Source organism: Streptococcus sp. SO4, assembly GCF_030440055.1.
GTDB classification, from domain to species: Bacteria; Bacillota; Bacilli; order Lactobacillales; family Streptococcaceae; genus Streptococcus; species Streptococcus nidrosiense.
This window is the reverse complement of record NZ_JAQFJI010000008.1, coordinates 81317-99491: the sequence shown is the minus strand read 5'-3', so window position 1 is coordinate 99491 and position 18175 is coordinate 81317. Positions and strand designations below refer to the sequence as shown.

Sequence of the window (18175 nt, the reverse complement as noted above, 5' to 3'; positions counted from 1 at the left end):
ATGTTAGTTTCTATCTTTGCTGGAGTCGTTGCTTTTGTTCTTACAGTAGTAGGAATTCCAGTCTTTATCCGTTTTTATCATAAGGCACATATTACCGGTCAGCAGATGCATGAGGACGTGAAACAACATCAGGCTAAGGCCGGAACCCCAACAATGGGGGGGATCGTCTTTCTTATAACGGGTGTCTTAGTTAGTTTAGTTCTTGCTCTTGCGACGAATCAGTTAACCAATAATGCTGGGATGATTCTTTTTATCCTAGTCTTATATGGATTGGTTGGTTTCTTTGATGATTTTCTCAAGGTTTTTCGTAAAATCAATGAAGGACTCAATCCCAAGCAAAAACTCCTACTTCAATTAGTTGGAGGAGTAATCTTCTATTTCTTTTATGAAAGAGGGGGAGATATCTTAAATGTATTTGGCTATCCTTTGCATTTGGGTGTGCTTTATATTCTCTTTGCTCTTTTCTGGTTAGTCGGTTTTTCAAATGCTGTTAACTTGACTGATGGGATTGATGGTTTGGCAAGCATATCAGTGGTGATTAGTCTATCTGCTTATGGAGTGATTGCCTATGTGCAAAACCAGTTGGATATCTTACTTGTAATTCTAGCTATGATTGGTGGTCTCCTTGGATTCTTTGTCTTTAACCACAAACCCGCAAAAATTTTTATGGGAGATGTCGGAAGTCTTGCTCTTGGAGGAATGCTGGCTGCTATTTCCATGGCTCTACACCAAGAATGGACATTACTTTTAATTGGCTTAATTTATGTTTTTGAAACAACATCTGTCATGATGCAGGTCAGCTACTTCAAGTTGAGTGGAGGGAAACGCATCTTCCGTATGACGCCAGTTCACCACCATTTTGAGTTGGGGGGCTTTTCTGGTAAAGGTCAAGCTTGGAGTGAGTGGAAGGTTGATTTCTTCTTCTGGGGAGTGGGCTTACTTGCTAGTCTCTTGACTTTGGCTTTCATGTATTTATTCTAAAAATAGAATATTGATTATAAGAGAGAAGGATTTATGCCCTTCTCTTTTTCTATTTGTAGCAGTTTATTGCATCCCCATCTCAAAAATAGGTAAATTTATGGTAAAATGGAGAAAGAGAGTTGAAATGATGAGTTATTTTAAAAAGTATACATTTGATAAATCTAAGTTTAAGTTAGGGATGCGAACGTTTAAAACAGGAATCGCTGTTTTTTTAGTTCTCATGATTTTTGGTTTTTTTGGTTGGAAAGGACTTCAGATTGGAGCTCTTACTGCAGTTTTTAGTTTAAGAGAAGACTTTGATAAGAGTGTCCACTTTGGGACATCACGTATTCTCGGAAATAGTATCGGTGGTTTTTATGCCCTGATTTTCTTTCTCTTAAATAATCTTTTTCATGGCGCCTTCTGGGTAACCCTCCTAGTTGTTCCAATTTGTACCATGTTAACCATTATGACAAATGTTGCTATGAACAATAAAGCAGGTGTTATCGGTGGAGTTGCGGCTATGTTGATTATTACCTTATCAATTCCAAATGGTGAGACTGTTTTGTACGTATTTGCCCGAGTTTTTGAAACATTTATGGGTGTTTTTGTAGCAATTCTTGTAAATTACGATATTGATCGTTTACGAAGCATTTTACTGAAAAAAACAAAATAATGTCACAAGATATAACATTATTGATTGACGATTGAATTTTTTTAGACTATAATAGACAGAAAGAAGGAAGTGTACATGAAGGAAAAAGAATTTCGTCGCAATATGGCAGTTTTTCCAATTGGTAGTCTTATGAAACTGACCGATCTTTCGGCGCGCCAAATTCGTTATTATGAAGACCAGGAATTGATTAAGCCTAATCGTAACGAGGGCAATCGTCGTATGTATTCTTTGAATGACATGGATCGATTACTTGAGATTAAAGATTATATCTCTGAAGGTCTTAACATTGCTGCCATCAAGAAAAAATATGCTGAACGTGAGGCGAAGTCTAAGAAACCAGTGAGTCAAACTGAAGTACGAAGAGCCCTTCGGAATGAAGTTCTCCAACAAAGTCGCTTCGCTTCTCAACAATCACCTTTTGGTCGCGGTTAGGCAACCGCAAGTCGTCATATATAAGGAGAAAAACCATGCCAATCACAGCTGCAGATATTCGTCGTGAAGTTAAGGAAAAAAATGTAACCTTTATCCGTCTCATGTTTTCAGATATTTTGGGAACTATGAAAAACGTCGAAATTCCTGCTACAGATGAACAACTAGACAAGGTCTTGTCAAACAAGGCTATGTTTGATGGATCTTCTATTGAAGGGTTTGTTCGTATCAACGAATCTGATATGTACTTATACCCTGACTTGGACACTTGGACAGTCTTTCCTTGGGGAGATGAGAACGGTAGTGTCGCAGGATTGATCTGTGATGTCTATACAACAGAAGGGGAACCATTTGCAGGAGACCCTCGAAGCAACCTTAAACGAGCTCTTCATCACATGGAGAAAGTTGGATTCAAATCTTTCAATCTTGGTCCGGAACCAGAATTCTTCCTATTCAAGCTTGATGAAAATGGAGACCCAACTCTTGAGGTGAATGACAAGGGTGGTTACTTTGATTTGGCGCCTACAGACCTTGCTGATAATACCCGTCGTGAGATTGTAAATGTCTTGACCAAGATGGGATTTGAAGTAGAAGCCAGTCACCACGAAGTTGCCGTAGGTCAGCATGAGATTGACTTTAAGTACGATGAAGTTCTTCGTGCATGTGACAAGATTCAAATCTTTAAACTTGTTGTAAAGACAATTGCGCGTAAACATGGTTTGTATGCAACCTTTATGGCTAAACCTAAATTTGGTATCGCTGGTTCAGGTATGCACTGTAATATGTCTTTGTTTGATGCGGAAGGAAACAATGCCTTCTTTGATCCAAATGATCCAAAAGGAATGCAATTGTCAGAAACTGCTTACTACTTCCTTGGTGGTTTGATCAAACATGCCTACAACTATACAGCTATCATGAATCCAACCGTTAACTCATACAAACGTTTGGTTCCAGGCTACGAAGCCCCTGTTTACATCGCTTGGGCTGGCCGTAACCGTTCACCACTTGTCCGCGTACCAGCATCACGCGGAATGGGAACACGTTTGGAGTTGCGTTCAGTGGACCCAATGGCGAACCCATATATTGCTATGGCTGTTCTTTTAGAAGTTGGTTTGAACGGTATCGAAAACAAAATCGAAGCACCAGCACCAATCGAAGAAAATATCTACATTATGACTGCTGAAGAGCGTAAAGAGGCTGGCATCACAGACCTTCCATCAACTCTTCACAATGCTTTGAAAGCTTTGACAGAAGACGAAGTGGTTAAAGCAGCTCTAGGTGAGCACATCTATACTAGCTTCCTTGAAGCCAAACGTATCGAGTGGGCAAGCTATGCGACCTTCGTTTCGCAATGGGAAATTGACAACTACCTAGATCTTTACTAATAACAAATAAGAAGATTGTCCGTGAGGACGATCTTTTTTTCTTGCATTTTGTATCGAAGTGTGATATATTTTGTATAACGAAGTACGATATATCGAACCAAATAGGAGGTCTGGTTAAATGGAATTAACAGATAAGATTAGGCGTGTCTACCTTCCCATGACTGAAACGGGATTTTATATTCTGTTCTGTCTGCAAAAGGAGAACCATGGCTATGGTATTACACAAAAAGTCAAAGAGATGACAGATTCACAGGTTTCAATTAGTCCTGGAACTATGTATGGAACCCTGTCAAAGATGGAAAAGGATGGTTTGATTTCCTTTGTCCGAGAAGAGGAAAAACGAAAAATCTATCAGATAACAGACTTGGGCCGAAAAGTTTTAGAGATTGAGTTGAAACGTATTGAACGGCTCTACAGAAACAGTCGGGAGGAGCTTTGATGGAAAAGAAAGTTGTTTATAGAATGTGTACCATTGCGGATTATGATAGAGAGGCTCTCTATCTCAGAGAGATGCATGCTGAGGGCTGGAAACTTAAGGAAGTAAGTTATTCTAACTTAGTAGTTGCGGTTAAGTATACTTTTGAAAAGTGCCAACCGGAGCAGGTGGTTTATCAGTTGGACTTTTATCCTATGAAAAAATCAGAGAGAGCTTCCTATTTACAATTATATAAAGACTGTGGCTGGGAGCATATTACAAACTTTAATGGTTTTTCCTACTTTAGAAAGCTTTATTCTGGAGTTGAGTCGGATGCCGAGTTTGAAATTTATAATGACGCGGCCGGGAAGTTAGCAATGGTCAAGAAGATTTTAACAATGCGGATGCTTCCTGTTTTGCTTCTCTTTTCAGCGCTACTACCGGTTTTCTCAAAGTTACTCAGTGGAAGAAGTTATTTCAGTTGGGGAATGTTTTTGATTGTTATCATAGACTGTACTTTATTGATAGTTTTCGCGATTCAGATTTCTTATATTTTTTGGAGATTGATTCAAAAGTGGAAAGAATTATCTGATAAATAAAACCATGCATGTTTTCTAATTTGGAGGTCAGACAATGAATAGCAAAGTACAATTTCGAATGTTTACCATTTTTGATTTGGATAAGGTAGAAGAGTATTTGCATGAGATGCATTTGAAAGGTTGGAGATATAAAGCAAATCGTTTTGGCTTTTTCTATTTTGAGCAATGCCAACCAGATGATGTGGTTTACTGTGTATGGAATACTAGCTATCTTAGAAAAAATGAGGTCGATTTACAAAGTATTAAGGATAGAGGATGGGAATTTGTGGAAAATTGTTCTTATTCTGTTTTTCGAAAGGCAACTGATGATTTAGTTCCGAACGATCAAATTTTTATGAACAATCGTCTTAGATGGGATGGTGTGAAATCTGGACTTCGTACGTCTACAGTTTCTATCTCTGGTGGTCTTGTTGTTTGTATGAGTCTGTTTCGCGAAAGTCTCTCTCAGTCTTTTTTCGTTATTTTTGCCCTATATGCTCTCATGATTTTTTATCTAATCTATAGTTTTTACAGACTGAGACGGAAATATCCGATTGATTGACAATAGTTTCTAGGTCCTCAGACCGATTTTTAGCACTCTTGATAAAAGAGTGCTAATTTTTTGAGTTTTTGTCTTGACATTCTCTTTTAAGGGTGTATAATAGAATCATAAGTTAGCACTTGGATGTGTCGAGTGCTAAAACGATCTATCAGAGAGGAGTAGCGAGATGGTTACAGAACGTCAGCAGAATATTTTAAATCTGATTATTGACATCTTTACCAAAACGCACGAACCTGTTGGATCCAAAGCCTTGCAAGAATCTATCAACTCAAGTAGTGCTACCATTCGAAATGACATGGCGGCTCTAGAAAAGCAAGGCTTGCTTGAAAAGGCTCATACTTCCAGTGGTCGGATGCCGAGCGTAGCTGGTTTTCAATACTATGTCAAACACTCCCTATCCTTTGACCGTTTAGCTGAGAATCAAGTTTATGAGATTGTAAAAGCCTTTGATCAGGAATTCTTCAAGCTTGAGGATATTCTTCAAGAGGCAACGAAAATCTTGGCAGACTTGAGTGGTTGTACGGTTGTAGCGCTGGATGTAGAACCAAGTAGGCAGAAGCTAACAGCTTTTGATATTGTTGTCCTCGGACAACATACAGCTCTGGCAGTTTTTACGCTTGATGAGTCTAGAACAGTTACCAGTCAGTTTTTGATTCCGAGAAATTTCTTGCAGGAGGATCTAAATCGCCTAAAGACCATGATTCAAGAGCGTTTCCTGGATCAGACTGTTTTGGATATTCACTACAAGATTCGGACAGAGATTCCGCAAGTTATCCAACGTTACTTTACAACAACGGATAACGTCATGGACCTTGTCGAACATATCTTCAAAGAAATGTTCAATGAAAATATCGTGGTTTCTGGGAAAGTCAATCTTTTGAATTTCGCTAATTTAGCGGCATATCAGTTTTTTGATCAGCCACAAAAAGTAGCATTGGAAATTCGAGAGAATTTGATTGGAGACCAGATGCAGAGTGTTCGAGTTGCGGATAGCCAAGAATCTTGTCTTGCTGACTTAGCAGTGATTAGCAGTAAGTTCCTGATTCCCTATCGTGGATTTGGAATTCTTACGATTATAGGTCCGGTAAATCTGGATTATCAACAATTGGTTAATCAACTTAATGTTGTCAATCGAGTTTTAACTATGAAGTTGACGGATTTTTACCGCTATCTCAGCAGCAATCACTATGAAGTGAATTAAGATTGAAATCATTAAAGGAGGCGAAAATGGCCCAAGATATAAAAAATGAAGAAGTAAAAGAAGAGGAAGTTGTGGAAACAGCTGAAGAAACAACTCCTGAGAAGTCTGAACTAGACTTGGCAAATGAACGTGCCGAAGAGTTTGAAAACAAATATCTTCGAGCTCATGCAGAAATGCAAAACATTCAGCGCCGTGCCAATGAAGAACGTCAACTCTTGCAACGCTATCGCAGCCAAGATTTGGCAAAAGCAATCTTACCATCACTAGATAACTTAGAGCGTGCCCTTGCCGTTGAAGGTTTGACAGATGATGTGAAGAAGGGCTTGGAAATGGTCCAAGAAAGTTTGGTACATGCTCTGAAAGAAGAAGGGATCGAAGAAATCGCAGCAGACGGAGAATTTGACCATAACTATCATATGGCTATTCAAACCGTTCCAGCAGATGACGAACATCCAGCAGATACCATCGCACAAGTCTTCCAAAAAGGCTACAAACTCCATGACCGCATCCTAAGACCGGCTATGGTAGTGGTTTATAACTAGGCAATTCTGACGGTAGCTAAAGCAACTCGTCGTCGAAATAATATCGATTTCGACTCCTCGTGTCGTAACATAAAAGAAAACTTGTCCGAAATGACAATAAACTATGAAAGAAAGATAAGAAACGGTTCGGCTTTACCAATAGTGAGCGTAGCGAACCAGAGGCGATACTCTTCGCCGTGGCGGTATTTTCGCAAACTTTGAGACCTGAGGCTCAAAGTTTAGTCAAAGAGATTGACGAAGTCAAGCTCTGACGGCGTCGCCACTTAAGAAGAGTATCAAAAAGAAAAAAAGAAGATAAATTTAAGGAGAAAAACATATGTCTAAAATTATCGGTATTGACTTAGGTACAACAAACTCAGCAGTTGCAGTTCTTGAAGGAACTGAAAGCAAAATCATTGCAAACCCAGAAGGAAACCGTACAACTCCATCTGTAGTGTCATTCAAAAACGGTGAAATCATCGTTGGTGACGCTGCAAAACGTCAAGCAGTAACAAACCCAGATACAGTGATTTCTATCAAATCTAAGATGGGTACTTCTGAAAAAGTTTCTGCTAACGGTAAAGAATACACTCCACAAGAAATCTCAGCTATGATTCTTCAATACTTGAAAGGTTATGCTGAAGAATACCTTGGTGAAAAAGTAACTAAAGCAGTTATCACAGTTCCAGCTTACTTCAACGATGCTCAACGTCAAGCAACAAAAGACGCTGGTAAAATCGCTGGTCTTGAAGTAGAACGTATCGTCAACGAACCAACTGCAGCAGCCCTTGCTTACGGTTTGGACAAGACTGATAAAGAAGAAAAAATCTTGGTATTCGACCTTGGTGGTGGTACGTTTGACGTATCTATCCTTGAATTGGGTGACGGTGTCTTTGATGTATTGGCAACTGCAGGGGATAACAAACTCGGTGGTGATGACTTTGACCAAAAAATCATCGACCACTTGGTAGCAGAATTCAAGAAAGAAAACGGCATTGATTTGTCAACAGACAAGATGGCCCTTCAACGTTTGAAAGACGCGGCTGAAAAAGCTAAGAAAGACCTTTCTGGTGTAACTTCAACACAAATCAGCTTGCCATTCATCACTGCTGGTGAAGCTGGACCTCTTCACTTGGAAATGACTTTGACTCGTGCGAAATTTGACGATTTGACTCGTGACCTTGTAGAACGTACAAAAGTTCCAGTTCGTCAAGCTCTTTCAGATGCAGGTTTGAGCTTGTCAGATATCGACGAAGTCATCCTTGTCGGTGGTTCAACTCGTATTCCTGCCGTTGTAGAAGCCGTTAAAGCTGAAACTGGTAAAGAACCAAACAAATCAGTGAACCCTGACGAAGTAGTTGCCATGGGTGCTGCAATCCAAGGTGGTGTGATCACTGGTGACGTCAAAGACGTTGTCCTTCTTGACGTAACACCATTGTCACTTGGTATCGAAACAATGGGTGGAGTATTTACAAAACTCATCGACCGCAACACTACTATTCCAACATCTAAATCACAAGTCTTCTCAACTGCAGCAGACAACCAACCAGCCGTTGATATCCACGTTCTTCAAGGTGAACGCCCAATGGCAGCAGATAACAAGACTCTTGGACGTTTCCAATTGACTGACATCCCAGCTGCACCTCGTGGTATCCCACAAATCGAAGTTACATTTGACATCGATAAGAACGGTATCGTATCTGTTAAGGCCAAAGACCTTGGAACTCAAAAAGAACAAACAATTGTTATCCAATCTAACTCAGGTTTGACAGACGAAGAAATCGACCGCATGATGAAAGATGCAGAAGCTAACGCTGAAGCAGATAAGAAACGTAAAGAAGAAGTTGACCTTCGTAACGAAGTAGACCAAGCAATCTTTGCGACTGAAAAGACAATCAAAGAAACTGAAGGTAAAGGCTTCGATGCAGAACGTGATGCTGCCCAAGCTGCCCTCGATGAGCTTAAGAAAGCCCAAGAAGACAACAACTTGGATGACATGAAAGCAAAACTTGAAGCTTTGAACGAAAAAGCACAAGGACTTGCCGTTAAACTCTACGAACAAGCCGCAGCAGCGCAACAAGCCCAAGCAGGAGCAGAAGGCGCACAAGCAACAGGAAACGCAGGCGATGACGTCGTAGACGGAGAGTTTACGGAAAAATAAGATGCAGAGCCCGTTAAAACCTCACAGTGAAAATAGGAAATCTGACGCAGAAACTTTAGTTTCTAGAAAGATTTATCTTTTTCACCAAGAGGTTAGGGCGTGCTCAATTCAGCATTACTAGTTTGATTTTTAAAACTTAAACTAGTAAGTAAAAGAAGAAATCCAGAGGTTGCAACCCAGCCTCTGTTTTTCGGTAAAATAGAGGATGTTGCGTATGAAAAAAGTACTTTGTATCATTTATCCTAATTTTTCTCTGTATGAGATAACCACTTTAACGAGTACTTTAGCTCTGTCTTTTGATATCACGATTGATTATGTAGCTTCTGAGAATTCGATGGTGGTCTCTGAGGATGGTTTGTCCTGTCAACCGATGAAAACATTGGATCAAATCCGTATAGAAGATTATTCTTGTGTGATTTTGCCAGGAATGGTAAATATAGGTTCTGCTCTACAAGATGAGAAATTGATCTCATTTTTGAGAAGTCTTGGTGAGCAAGATATCCTCATTGCAGCCATTTCTTCAGCGCCTCTTTTATTGGCGAAAGCAGGCTTGTTGAAGGATACGAAATTTACAGGTGGCATTTGGCAAAACTTCTTTGACTATTTTGAATTTCTTCCACGTGAGAATTTCCAACCGAAAGTTCTTGTGCAAGATAAACAAATCATTACGGCTATAGGCTTTGCGCACCAAGAGTTTGCAAGAAAAGTAATTCTTAGTCTAGGTTTGGCAGAGAATACGGACAACTATTTTAAAGAACAGAACGAATATTCAGAAGAGGATTTGATATTTACTCTATCGGACCAAGAGTTTGATCAAGTGAAGCGAAGTATAGAAAACATCCTCTAAAGATTTGCTTATAAATTATAGAAAGGAACAAAGAGTGTTCGGGGAATTGAACCCGAGTTCTAAAGTTTCTTACTCAATATGAAAGAAAGGAATTGAACCCGACCTAAATTCGTGGTTTGATTCACAACATCAATAGAAAGGAACAAAGAGCGTTCGGGGAATTGAACTCGAGCGGAAAGCTTGGAAATTAGATAAACCTCCTAAGAAATCAGGATTTCTTGTCGGTTTCCTAAATTTCAGTCGCTTTCTGTTCGCTCTTAGTATCTTGTATGAACAATACTGAATTTTACGACCGTTTGGGCGTTTCGAAAAATGCATCTCAAGATGAGATCAAGAGAGCCTATCGGAAATTATCTAAAAAATATCATCCAGATATCAACAAGGATCCTGGAGCTGAGGACAAGTACAAGGAAGTTCAAGAAGCTTATGAAACTTTGAGCGATGAACAGAAACGTGCTGCCTATGACCAATACGGTGCTGCTGGTGCCAATGGTGGTTTTGGTGGTGCAGGCGGTTTCGGTGGCTTCGATGGAGCAGGTGGCTTTGGTGGATTTGAAGATATCTTCTCAAGCTTCTTTGGTGGTGGCGGTGCATCACGTAATCCAAATGCCCCTCGTCAAGGTGACGACCTCCAGTATCGCGTTCATTTGACTTTTGAAGAAGCTATTTTTGGTACAGAAAAGGAAGTCAAATACAATCGTGAAGCAAGCTGTCGTACTTGTAATGGGTCTGGTGCTAAACCTGGAACAAGTCCAGTTACTTGTGGACGCTGTCATGGTTCAGGTGTGATCAATGTTGATACCCAAACACCGCTCGGTATGATGCGTCGCCAAGTAACCTGTGATGTCTGTCATGGCCGTGGTCAAGAAATCAAAGATCCATGTACAACTTGTCATGGAACTGGTCATGAAAAACAAGCCCATAGCGTACACGTAAAAATCCCTGCTGGTGTGGAAACAGGTCAACAAATCCGCCTAGCTGGTCAAGGTGAAGCTGGCTTTAATGGTGGTCCTTATGGTGACTTGTACGTAGTGGTTTCAGTTGAAGCTAGTGATAAGTTTGAACGTGAAGGAACTACTATCTTCTACAATTTGAACCTCAATTTTGTTCAAGCAGCACTTGGTGATACAGTAGACATCCCTACAGTTCATGGTGATGTAGAATTAGTCATTCCAGAAGGAACTCAGACTGGTAAACGATTCCGCCTACGTGGTAAAGGTGCGCCTAGCCTTCGTGGTGGTGCCCTTGGTGACCAATATGTTACTGTCAATGTTGTTACCCCAACAGGTTTGAATGACCGCCAAAAAGCAGCCTTGAAAGAATTCGCAGCTGCAGGTGATTTAAAAGTAAATCCAAAGAAAAAAGGCTTCTTTGACCATATTAAGGATGCCTTTGAAGGAGAATAAAGCATAAAGTAAAAAGAGCCTTCGGGCTCTTTTTCGTGCAATCTTTAGAATGTTAGCATGGGAGAAATCATTTTCCGACTGGTCTGTTATTGATATTTTTGAGTGAGTAAGCCAGCCTCATCCATTTCCAGGATGAGTTGCTTGAATTCCGCTTCTTTTCCAGGTTTAATGGTGACGGTATCAATGTGCTTAATTGCCGAATTATCCTGAATATCCACCAAGGTCAAAGCTTTTTCATAGAATGCGATCCCCTTTTTCATGCTCTCCGGATCATTCAAAGTTAGAATTGTGTAAGAAGAATGTGATTTATTTCCGTTTTCTCGGAAATACTTCTCGCCTTCCTCCTCTAAAAATTGGGATAAACCATGATTGAATAAGTTGTCCTCTACTGAATGGTAGGAAATATCTCCTGTGTTTAGGACATAGACTTTGAGTCGGTTTTTAGTCAGGTTTGGACTTTCTTTTAGGACTGGGTGGCTATTGACAACATCATCAGAGAATGTCACATAAAAATCCAACCCCCCGCCTTCGAATTGATACTTTCCATTTGATTCTACTTTCTCAGGAGGCAGGTCAAGGGAGATGAAGATTTGTTTTAAGGCTTTATTTCCTTTTTTGATGTCACTCGGTGAGGCCTTGAACAGATTGGTCAGTATTAGAAATGCCAGGGCTGCAAGAAGGCAGGGACCACCACAAATGATCAGGATGATACGCGTCAGAACTTTAAAAAACTGTTTCATTTTCATGCCCTCCCTGGTCTGTTAGAATTTGCTAACCCAAAATGGATTTAAAGGGGAAATAAGGAAAATTGGAGTTTCCCTTAGTTTTCTTCAGTTTCCTGCAATTCTTTTAGTACAGCAAGTCTCGTTTGGACATCTTTTTCCAAGACTTTAAACTTATAGGTTAAATCTTTTTGATATTCCTTGATGAGTTCTTTTTGTTGGTTGATAATTTGCAGGCTATCTTGGATGATATCCAAGTCATCCTTAATGGCTTCAACACGATCAGTTGTATCTAGAACCTCTTCAGTGATAGCTTGGCGGTTCTTAACGAGAAGGTATGAACCGACTGCAGAGCCTGCAAAAAGTAGTAAATTTGATAGTTTCATAGTGACTCCTTAAGCGTTTTTGATCGTTTCAGCGACTTGGGCAAGTTTGTCAAAGTCTGGTTCATGAGCGACAAAGTCAATCTTGAGGTCGTCATCTGCACTATAGCGAGGGACAAGGTGGACATGGGTATGGAAAACAGTTTGTCCAGCAACTTCTTCGCAGTTGGCGATGATATTCATACCTTCAGCTTTGGTAGCTTTCATGACTTTTTGAGCAATCTTTGGTACTTGGGCGAACAGTTGGCTAGCACTTGCAGCATCCATTTCTAAAAGATTGCGGTAGTGTTCTTTTGGTACGACCAAGGTGTGACCAGGTGTTACTTGTGAAATATCAAGGAAGGCAAGAACTTGATCATCTTCGTAAACCTTTGATGCGGGAATCTCCCCTGCGATAATTTTACAAAAAATGCAATCTGACATAAAATCTACCTCTACTGTATTGAATTTTGATATAATATAGCTACATTATACCAGATTTGGAGAAAATATGTTAGAAATTAAAAATCTGACAGGGGGCTATGTTCATGTTCCTGTCTTGAAAGATGTGTCCTTTACAGTCCAGAGTGGACAGTTGGTCGGTTTGATCGGTCTCAATGGTGCTGGGAAATCAACGACCATCAATGAAATTATCGGTTTGTTGACACCTTATAGTGGAGAAATAAACATCGACGGGCTAACCTTAGGTGCTAATCCTCGTGAATATCGTCAGCAGATTGGTTATATTCCTGAAACTCCTAGTTTGTACGAGGAATTGACTCTCAGAGAACATATCGAGACGGTTGCTATGGCCTATGGTATTGAGCAAAATCTAGCTTTTGAACGTGTAGAACCGCTTTTAAAAATGTTCCGTTTGGATCAGAAATTAGACTGGTTCCCAGTTCATTTTTCAAAAGGGATGAAGCAGAAGGTTATGATTATCTGTGCCTTTGTCGTGGATCCGAGTCTCTTTATCGTCGATGAACCCTTCCTTGGTCTTGATCCCTTGGCGATTTCGGACTTGATTCAGCTTTTGGAAGTGGAAAAGCAAAAGGGCAAGTCTATTCTTATGAGTACCCACGTTCTTGACTCTGCTGAAAAAATGTGTGACTCTTTTGTCATTCTTCATAAAGGACAAGTGAGAGCTAAAGGAGATCTTCAAGAACTGAGAGAAGCTTTTGCCATGCCTCAAGCAAGTCTCAATGATATCTATTTGGCTTTGACCAAAGAGGAGGACCGATGAAAGACTTGTTTCTAAAGCGAAAGCAGGCTTTTCGTAAAGAGTGTGTCGGTTATCTTCGCTATGTTCTCAATGACCACTTTGTCTTGTTTTTACTGGTCTTAGTAGGTTTTCTAGCCTATCAGTATAGTCAGCTGCTTCAGCATTTTCCTGAGAATCACTTACCAATCCTAGGTTTAATTGGGATTGCTTCTATTTTACTCATGCTTTGGGGTGGAATCGCGACCTATGTGGAAGCGCCTGATAAGCTCTTTCTCTTAATAGCTGAAGAAGAAGTGAGAGAACACATCCAGAAGCAAAGTCTAGTTTCCTTCATCTTTTGGGTCAGTGTACAGACTCTCTTTTTGCTTCTTTTTGCCCCTTTATTTTTAGTCATGGGCTTAGGCTTAGGAGTTTTTGGGGTCTATGTTCTTCTGTTGGGAGTCGGGAAATATTTCCTATTTCAGAAAAAAGCTGGCAAGTTTTTTAGTGAAAATCATCTTGACTGGGACTATGTAATTGCCCAAGAAAGTAAGCGCAAGCAGTTCTTGCTTCGCTTCTTTGCCCTCTTTACCCAAGTCAAGGGAATTTCAAACAGCGTCAAGCGACGAGCTTATCTAGACTTTATCCTAAAGGCTGTTCAGAAGGTGCCGAGCAAGATTTGGCAGAACCTCTATCTTCGTTCTTATTTGCGAAATGGAGATCTCTTTGCCCTCAGTCTTCGTCTCCTCTTCCTATCCTTGCTGGCGTTTATCTTTATCGAGCAAGCTTGGATAGCAACAGCAGTAGTGGTTTTATTTAACTATCTCTTACTCTTTCAGTTATTGGCTCTCTATCATGCCTTTGATTACCAATATTTGACCCAACTTTTCCCGCTAGACAAGGGACAAAAGGAAAAAGGGTTACAGGCAGTTGTCCGAGGATTGACTGGTTTTGTTTTATTGGTTCAGCTGGTAGTTGGGTTGATTACCCTCCAAGAAAAACTAGCCCTTCTAGCCTTACTAGGTGCTGGTTTGGTTTTACAAGTACTTTACCTGCCATATCAGGTGAAACGCCAGATGCAGGACTAACATTGCTTATATAATACTAAAAAAGAAGTTGAGTTCAGTCTGTCTCAGCTTCTTTTATTTTCTACAAGAGAATGGTTGGTCCGTAGAGACTTATACTCATCTAAAATCTCTTCAAACCACGTCAGATTCCATCTGCAATCTCAAAACAGTATTTTGAGCTGACTTCGTCAGTTCTATCCACAACCTCAAAACGGTGTTTTGAGCAACCTGTGGCTAGCTTCCTAGTTTGCTCTTTGATTTTCATTGAGTATAAGTGCAGATTTTTGGGGGGCGATTTACTAAGAAAAAATTGAAATACCAAGGCTAGGCAGATCTCTCTGCTTGCCTTTTTCTTTTAACAAGGTTGGATAAAGGGCTTTTATTTGAGAATCAGGTCTGGACTGGTTGACGAATAGCCTAAAAACTAGTAGAATAGTAAGGAAACTTTATACGGAGGAAAGAAATGGACTTGGGTGATATTGAGCTAACGCTGACCCCTATACCTGGGAAAAGCGGAAAAGCTTATATGGGAAGCTACCCTGATGGGAAGCGCGTCTTTATTAAAATGAACACCTCTCCAATCCTACCTGGTTTAGCCAAGGAACAAATAGCTCCTCAATTATTATGGACTCGCCGTTTATCGGATGGGCGTGATATGTGTGCCCAAGAATGGTTGAATGGTAAAATTTTGACCCCTTATGATATGAATCGCAAGCAGATTATCAATATTCTGAGTCGTTTGCATCGTTCGCGTCCTTTGATGACGCAATTGACTCGTTTGGGCTATTCTTTAGAAACACCTTTAGACTTGCTTCAGGCTTGGTTAAAAGATGCTCCAGAATCCTTGAAGAACAATCAATATCTAAGAATGGTAGTAGAGGATTTGCGAGGAAGCTTGCCAAACTTTAGGGAAGATTATGCAACGATCGTTCATGGAGATGTACGACATAGTAATTGGATTGAGACAGAGAGCGGTCTTATTTATTTAGTGGATTGGGATTCCGTTCGTTTAACGGATCGCATGTTTGATGTAGCGCATATGCTATGTCACTATATTCCAGACTATCAGTGGAAAGAGTGGTTGACTTATTATGGTTACAAATACAACCAAACAGTCATCAACAAACTATTTTGGTATGCTCAGTTATCCTTCTTGAGCCAGATTGCCAAATATTATACAAATGAAGATCTAGAAAATGTCAATCGGGAGATTTATGCCTTGCGTATCTTCCGTGACAAGTATGGAAAGAAGAGATGAGAGTTAGAAATCGTAAAGGGGCAACAGAATTACTAGAGGCTAATCCTCAGTATGTTGTCTTAAATCCTTTAGAAGCCAAAGGGAAATGGCGAGATTTGTTTGGAAATGACAATCCTATCCATGTTGAGGTTGGTAGTGGTAAGGGTGCTTTTGTGACAGGTATGGCCAAGCAAAACCCTGACATCAACTATATCGGGATTGATATTCAAAAGTCTGTTTTGAGTTATGCCTTGGACAAGGTCTTGGAAGTCGCTGTACCCAATATTAAGTTGTTGTGGGTTGATGGTTCTGATTTGACCGACTACTTTGAAGATGGTGAGATTGATCGTTTGTACCTGAACTTTTCAGATCCGTGGCCTAAAAAGCGCCATGAAAAGCGTCGTTTAACCTATAAGAGTTTCTTGGATACCTTCAAGCGTATCTTGCCTGAACACGGTGAGATTCATTTCAAGACAGATAACCGTGGCTTGTTTGAATATAGCCTAGTGAGTTTTTCTCAATATGGCATGAAGCTCAATGGAGTTTGGTTGGATTTGCACGCCAGCGACTTTGAAGGCAATGTCATGACAGAATATGAGCAAAAATTCTCAAGTAAGGGTCAAGTTATCTACCGAGTTGAGGCAGAATTTTAAGAAAAAGCTTAAAATCAAGCCTTCTGAGTGCTTATACTTTACATAAGTAGTCAAAAGTGTTATACTGTAAGTAAGAATATGAGAAAGTGAGGCGGGGAAATATCTTCGCCTCTTGCTTATGAGGAGGTGGACGCAATCGCAACTATAGTAGAATTAGTCAGAGAAGTCGTAGAACCTGTCATTGAAGCTCCCTTTGAACTCGTGGATATCGAGTACGGAAAGATTGGCAGTGACATGATTCTTAGTATTTTTGTAGATAAACCAGAGGGAATTACCTTGAACGACACAGCGGACTTGACAGAAATCATCAGTCCTGTCCTAGATACTATCAAGCCAGATCCCTTCCCAGAACAATATTTCCTAGAGATCACCAGTCCAGGCTTGGAGCGTCCTTTGAAAACCAAGGAAGCAGTCGCTGGAGCAGTTGGGAAATACATCCATGTTGGACTTTACCAAGCCATCGATAAGCAAAAGGTCTTTGAAGGAATCTTGCTAGCCTTTGAAGAGGATGAGTTGACTATGGAATATATGGACAAGACTCGTAAGAAAACAGTCCAAATCCCATACAGTTTGGTATCAAAAGCACGTTTAGCAGTAAAATTATAGTAAAAGAAAGGAAGCTTTTGAAGATTCAAAAGTGAATAGAAGATGAGTAAAGAAATGCTAGAGGCCTTCCGCATTTTGGAAGAAGACAAGGGAATCAAAAAAGAAGACATCATTGATGCAGTGGTGGAATCACTTCGTTCAGCCTATCGCAGACGCTATGGGCAGTCTGACAGTGTAGCCATTGATTTCAACGAAAAGACAGGTGACTTTACAGTTTATACTGTTCGTGAAGTTGTTGATGAAGTATTTGATAGCCGTTTGGAAATCAGCTTGAAAGATGCTCTTGCCATTAACTCAGCTTACGAGCTTGGGGACAAGATTAAATTTGAAGAAGCACCAGGTGAGTTTGGTCGTGTAGCAGCCCAGTCTGCAAAACAAACCATCATGGAAAAAATGCGCAAGCAAACACGTGCTATCACCTACAACACTTACAAAGAGCATGAGCAAGAAATCATGTCAGGTACAGTGGAGCGCTTCGACAATCGCTTTATCTATGTCAACCTTGGCAGCATCGAAGCTCAATTGTCAAAACAAGACCAAATTCCTGGAGAAGTCTTTGCTTCTCACGATCGTATCGAAGTTTATGTCTACAAGGTTGAAGACAATCCTCGTGGAGTGAATGTCTTTGTAAGCCGTAGCCATCCAGAAATGATCAAACGCTTGATGGAACAAGAAATTCCAGAAGTCTATGACGGAACTGTTGAAATCATGAGTGTAGCCCGTGAAGCAGGTGACCGTACCAAGGTTGCTGTTCGTAGTCACAATCCTAACGTGGATGCGATCGGAACAATCGTTGGTCGTGGTGGTGCTAACATCAAGAAAATTACTAGCAAATTCCACCCAGCTCGCTACGATGCCAAGAGCGATCGTATGGTCCCAATCGAAGAAAACATCGACGTTATCGAATGGGTAGCAGATCCAGCTGAATTTATCTACAACGCTATCGCTCCTGCAGAAGTTGACCAGGTTATCTTTGATGAAAACGACAGCAAACGTGCCTTGGTCGTTGTGCCAGATAACAAGCTTTCTCTTGCGATTGGTCGTCGTGGACAAAACGTTCGTTTGGCAGCTCACTTGACTGGCTACCGTATCGATATCAAGTCTGCAAGTGAGTTTGAAGCCATGGAAGCAGCAGAACAAGCTGACCAGGTAGAAACAGACGAATTGGTCGAAGAATAAAAGCTGA

The 18175-nt window shown here is 40.5% G+C and carries 21 protein-coding genes; 18 read left to right on the top strand and 3 right to left on the bottom strand.

Annotated elements, in window-relative coordinates; translation table 11 throughout:
• The 12 genes from mraY to dnaJ all read left to right on the top strand — a co-directional run bounded on the left by mraY (position 1) and on the right by dnaJ (position 11141).
• Entirely contained in the window at positions 1-981 is a 981-nt protein-coding gene (gene mraY, locus PCY08_RS06325; RefSeq protein WP_301559796.1) for a phospho-N-acetylmuramoyl-pentapeptide-transferase, read from the top strand.
• A gap of 127 nt (positions 982-1108) precedes the next feature.
• Positions 1109-1636 (top strand): aromatic acid exporter family protein, encoded by a 528-nt coding sequence (locus PCY08_RS06320; RefSeq protein WP_301559805.1) that lies wholly within the window; start codon positions 1109-1111, stop codon positions 1634-1636.
• Between the two features lie 75 nt (positions 1637-1711).
• Entirely contained in the window at positions 1712-2068 is a 357-nt protein-coding gene (locus PCY08_RS06315; RefSeq protein WP_301559795.1) for a MerR family transcriptional regulator, read from the top strand.
• Between the two features lie 35 nt (positions 2069-2103).
• On the top strand, positions 2104-3450 hold the full coding sequence (gene glnA / locus PCY08_RS06310) for a type I glutamate--ammonia ligase (RefSeq protein ID WP_301559794.1): 1347 nt from the start codon (positions 2104-2106) through the stop codon (positions 3448-3450).
• A 118-nt stretch (positions 3451-3568) separates the two neighbouring features.
• Positions 3569-3889, top strand: a complete 321-nt coding sequence (locus tag PCY08_RS06305) for a PadR family transcriptional regulator (RefSeq protein WP_049508281.1) — start codon at positions 3569-3571, stop codon at positions 3887-3889.
• Positions 3889-4464 carry a DUF2812 domain-containing protein gene (locus PCY08_RS06300; RefSeq protein ID WP_301559793.1) on the top strand — a complete coding sequence of 192 codons (576 nt, stop codon included), beginning with the start codon at positions 3889-3891 and terminating at the stop codon, positions 4462-4464. Before PCY08_RS06305 ends, PCY08_RS06300 begins: the two co-directional genes overlap by 1 nt.
• 34 nt (positions 4465-4498) lie before the next feature.
• Positions 4499-5005: a DUF2812 domain-containing protein gene (locus PCY08_RS06295; RefSeq protein ID WP_301559792.1), complete on the top strand. Its 507-nt coding sequence runs from the start codon at positions 4499-4501 to the stop codon at positions 5003-5005.
• A gap of 166 nt (positions 5006-5171) precedes the next feature.
• Positions 5172-6206, top strand: a complete 1035-nt coding sequence (gene hrcA, locus PCY08_RS06290; protein ID WP_301559791.1) for a heat-inducible transcriptional repressor HrcA — start codon at positions 5172-5174, stop codon at positions 6204-6206.
• 26 nt (positions 6207-6232) lie between these two features.
• Positions 6233-6748 (top strand): nucleotide exchange factor GrpE, encoded by a 516-nt coding sequence (gene grpE, locus PCY08_RS06285; RefSeq protein WP_301559790.1) that lies wholly within the window; start codon positions 6233-6235, stop codon positions 6746-6748.
• Positions 6749-7064: 316 nt separating this feature from the next.
• The gene (dnaK, locus tag PCY08_RS06280; RefSeq protein ID WP_301559789.1) at positions 7065-8888 is read left to right on the top strand and encodes a molecular chaperone DnaK; all 1824 of its coding nucleotides are present in this window, start codon (positions 7065-7067) and stop codon (positions 8886-8888) included.
• Between the two features lie 214 nt (positions 8889-9102).
• Positions 9103-9735, top strand: coding sequence for a DJ-1/PfpI family protein (locus tag PCY08_RS06275; protein WP_301559788.1), 633 nt, complete (start codon positions 9103-9105; stop codon positions 9733-9735).
• A gap of 269 nt (positions 9736-10004) precedes the next feature.
• Positions 10005-11141 (top strand): molecular chaperone DnaJ, encoded by a 1137-nt coding sequence (dnaJ, locus tag PCY08_RS06270; protein ID WP_060955286.1) that lies wholly within the window; start codon positions 10005-10007, stop codon positions 11139-11141.
• Positions 11142-11227: 86 nt separating this feature from the next.
• On the opposite strand, the gene PCY08_RS06265 is transcribed toward dnaJ, so the two are convergent.
• From PCY08_RS06265 to PCY08_RS06255, 3 genes are all read right to left on the bottom strand, one after another.
• Complete coding sequence (locus PCY08_RS06265; protein ID WP_301559787.1) at positions 11228-11881, bottom strand: hypothetical protein; 654 nt, start codon at positions 11879-11881, stop codon at positions 11228-11230.
• Between the two features lie 80 nt (positions 11882-11961).
• A complete protein-coding gene (locus tag PCY08_RS06260; RefSeq protein WP_301559786.1) occupies positions 11962-12249 on the bottom strand; it encodes a hypothetical protein in 288 nt (95 codons plus the stop codon).
• Positions 12250-12258: 9 nt separating this feature from the next.
• On the bottom strand, positions 12259-12669 hold the full coding sequence (locus PCY08_RS06255; RefSeq protein WP_045763641.1) for an HIT family protein: 411 nt from the start codon (positions 12667-12669) through the stop codon (positions 12259-12261).
• 67 nt (positions 12670-12736) lie between these two features.
• Between PCY08_RS06255 and PCY08_RS06250 the strand changes: the two genes are divergently transcribed.
• The 6 genes from PCY08_RS06250 to nusA all read left to right on the top strand — a co-directional run bounded on the left by PCY08_RS06250 (position 12737) and on the right by nusA (position 18168).
• Entirely contained in the window at positions 12737-13468 is a 732-nt protein-coding gene (locus PCY08_RS06250; protein WP_301559785.1) for an ABC transporter ATP-binding protein, read from the top strand.
• The gene (locus PCY08_RS06245) at positions 13465-14514 is read left to right on the top strand and encodes an ABC transporter permease (protein WP_301559784.1); all 1050 of its coding nucleotides are present in this window, start codon (positions 13465-13467) and stop codon (positions 14512-14514) included. Before PCY08_RS06250 ends, PCY08_RS06245 begins: the two co-directional genes overlap by 4 nt.
• A gap of 442 nt (positions 14515-14956) precedes the next feature.
• Entirely contained in the window at positions 14957-15751 is a 795-nt protein-coding gene (ccrZ, locus tag PCY08_RS06240; RefSeq protein WP_248034700.1) for a cell cycle regulator CcrZ, read from the top strand.
• Entirely contained in the window at positions 15748-16383 is a 636-nt protein-coding gene (gene trmB, locus PCY08_RS06235; RefSeq protein ID WP_070460207.1) for a tRNA (guanosine(46)-N7)-methyltransferase TrmB, read from the top strand. Before ccrZ ends, trmB begins: the two co-directional genes overlap by 4 nt.
• A gap of 99 nt (positions 16384-16482) precedes the next feature.
• Entirely contained in the window at positions 16483-16989 is a 507-nt protein-coding gene (gene rimP / locus PCY08_RS06230; RefSeq protein ID WP_367316845.1) for a ribosome maturation factor RimP, read from the top strand.
• A 42-nt stretch (positions 16990-17031) separates the two neighbouring features.
• Positions 17032-18168, top strand: coding sequence for a transcription termination factor NusA (nusA, locus tag PCY08_RS06225; protein ID WP_000032287.1), 1137 nt, complete (start codon positions 17032-17034; stop codon positions 18166-18168).
• Positions 18169-18175 lie beyond the last annotated feature (7 nt).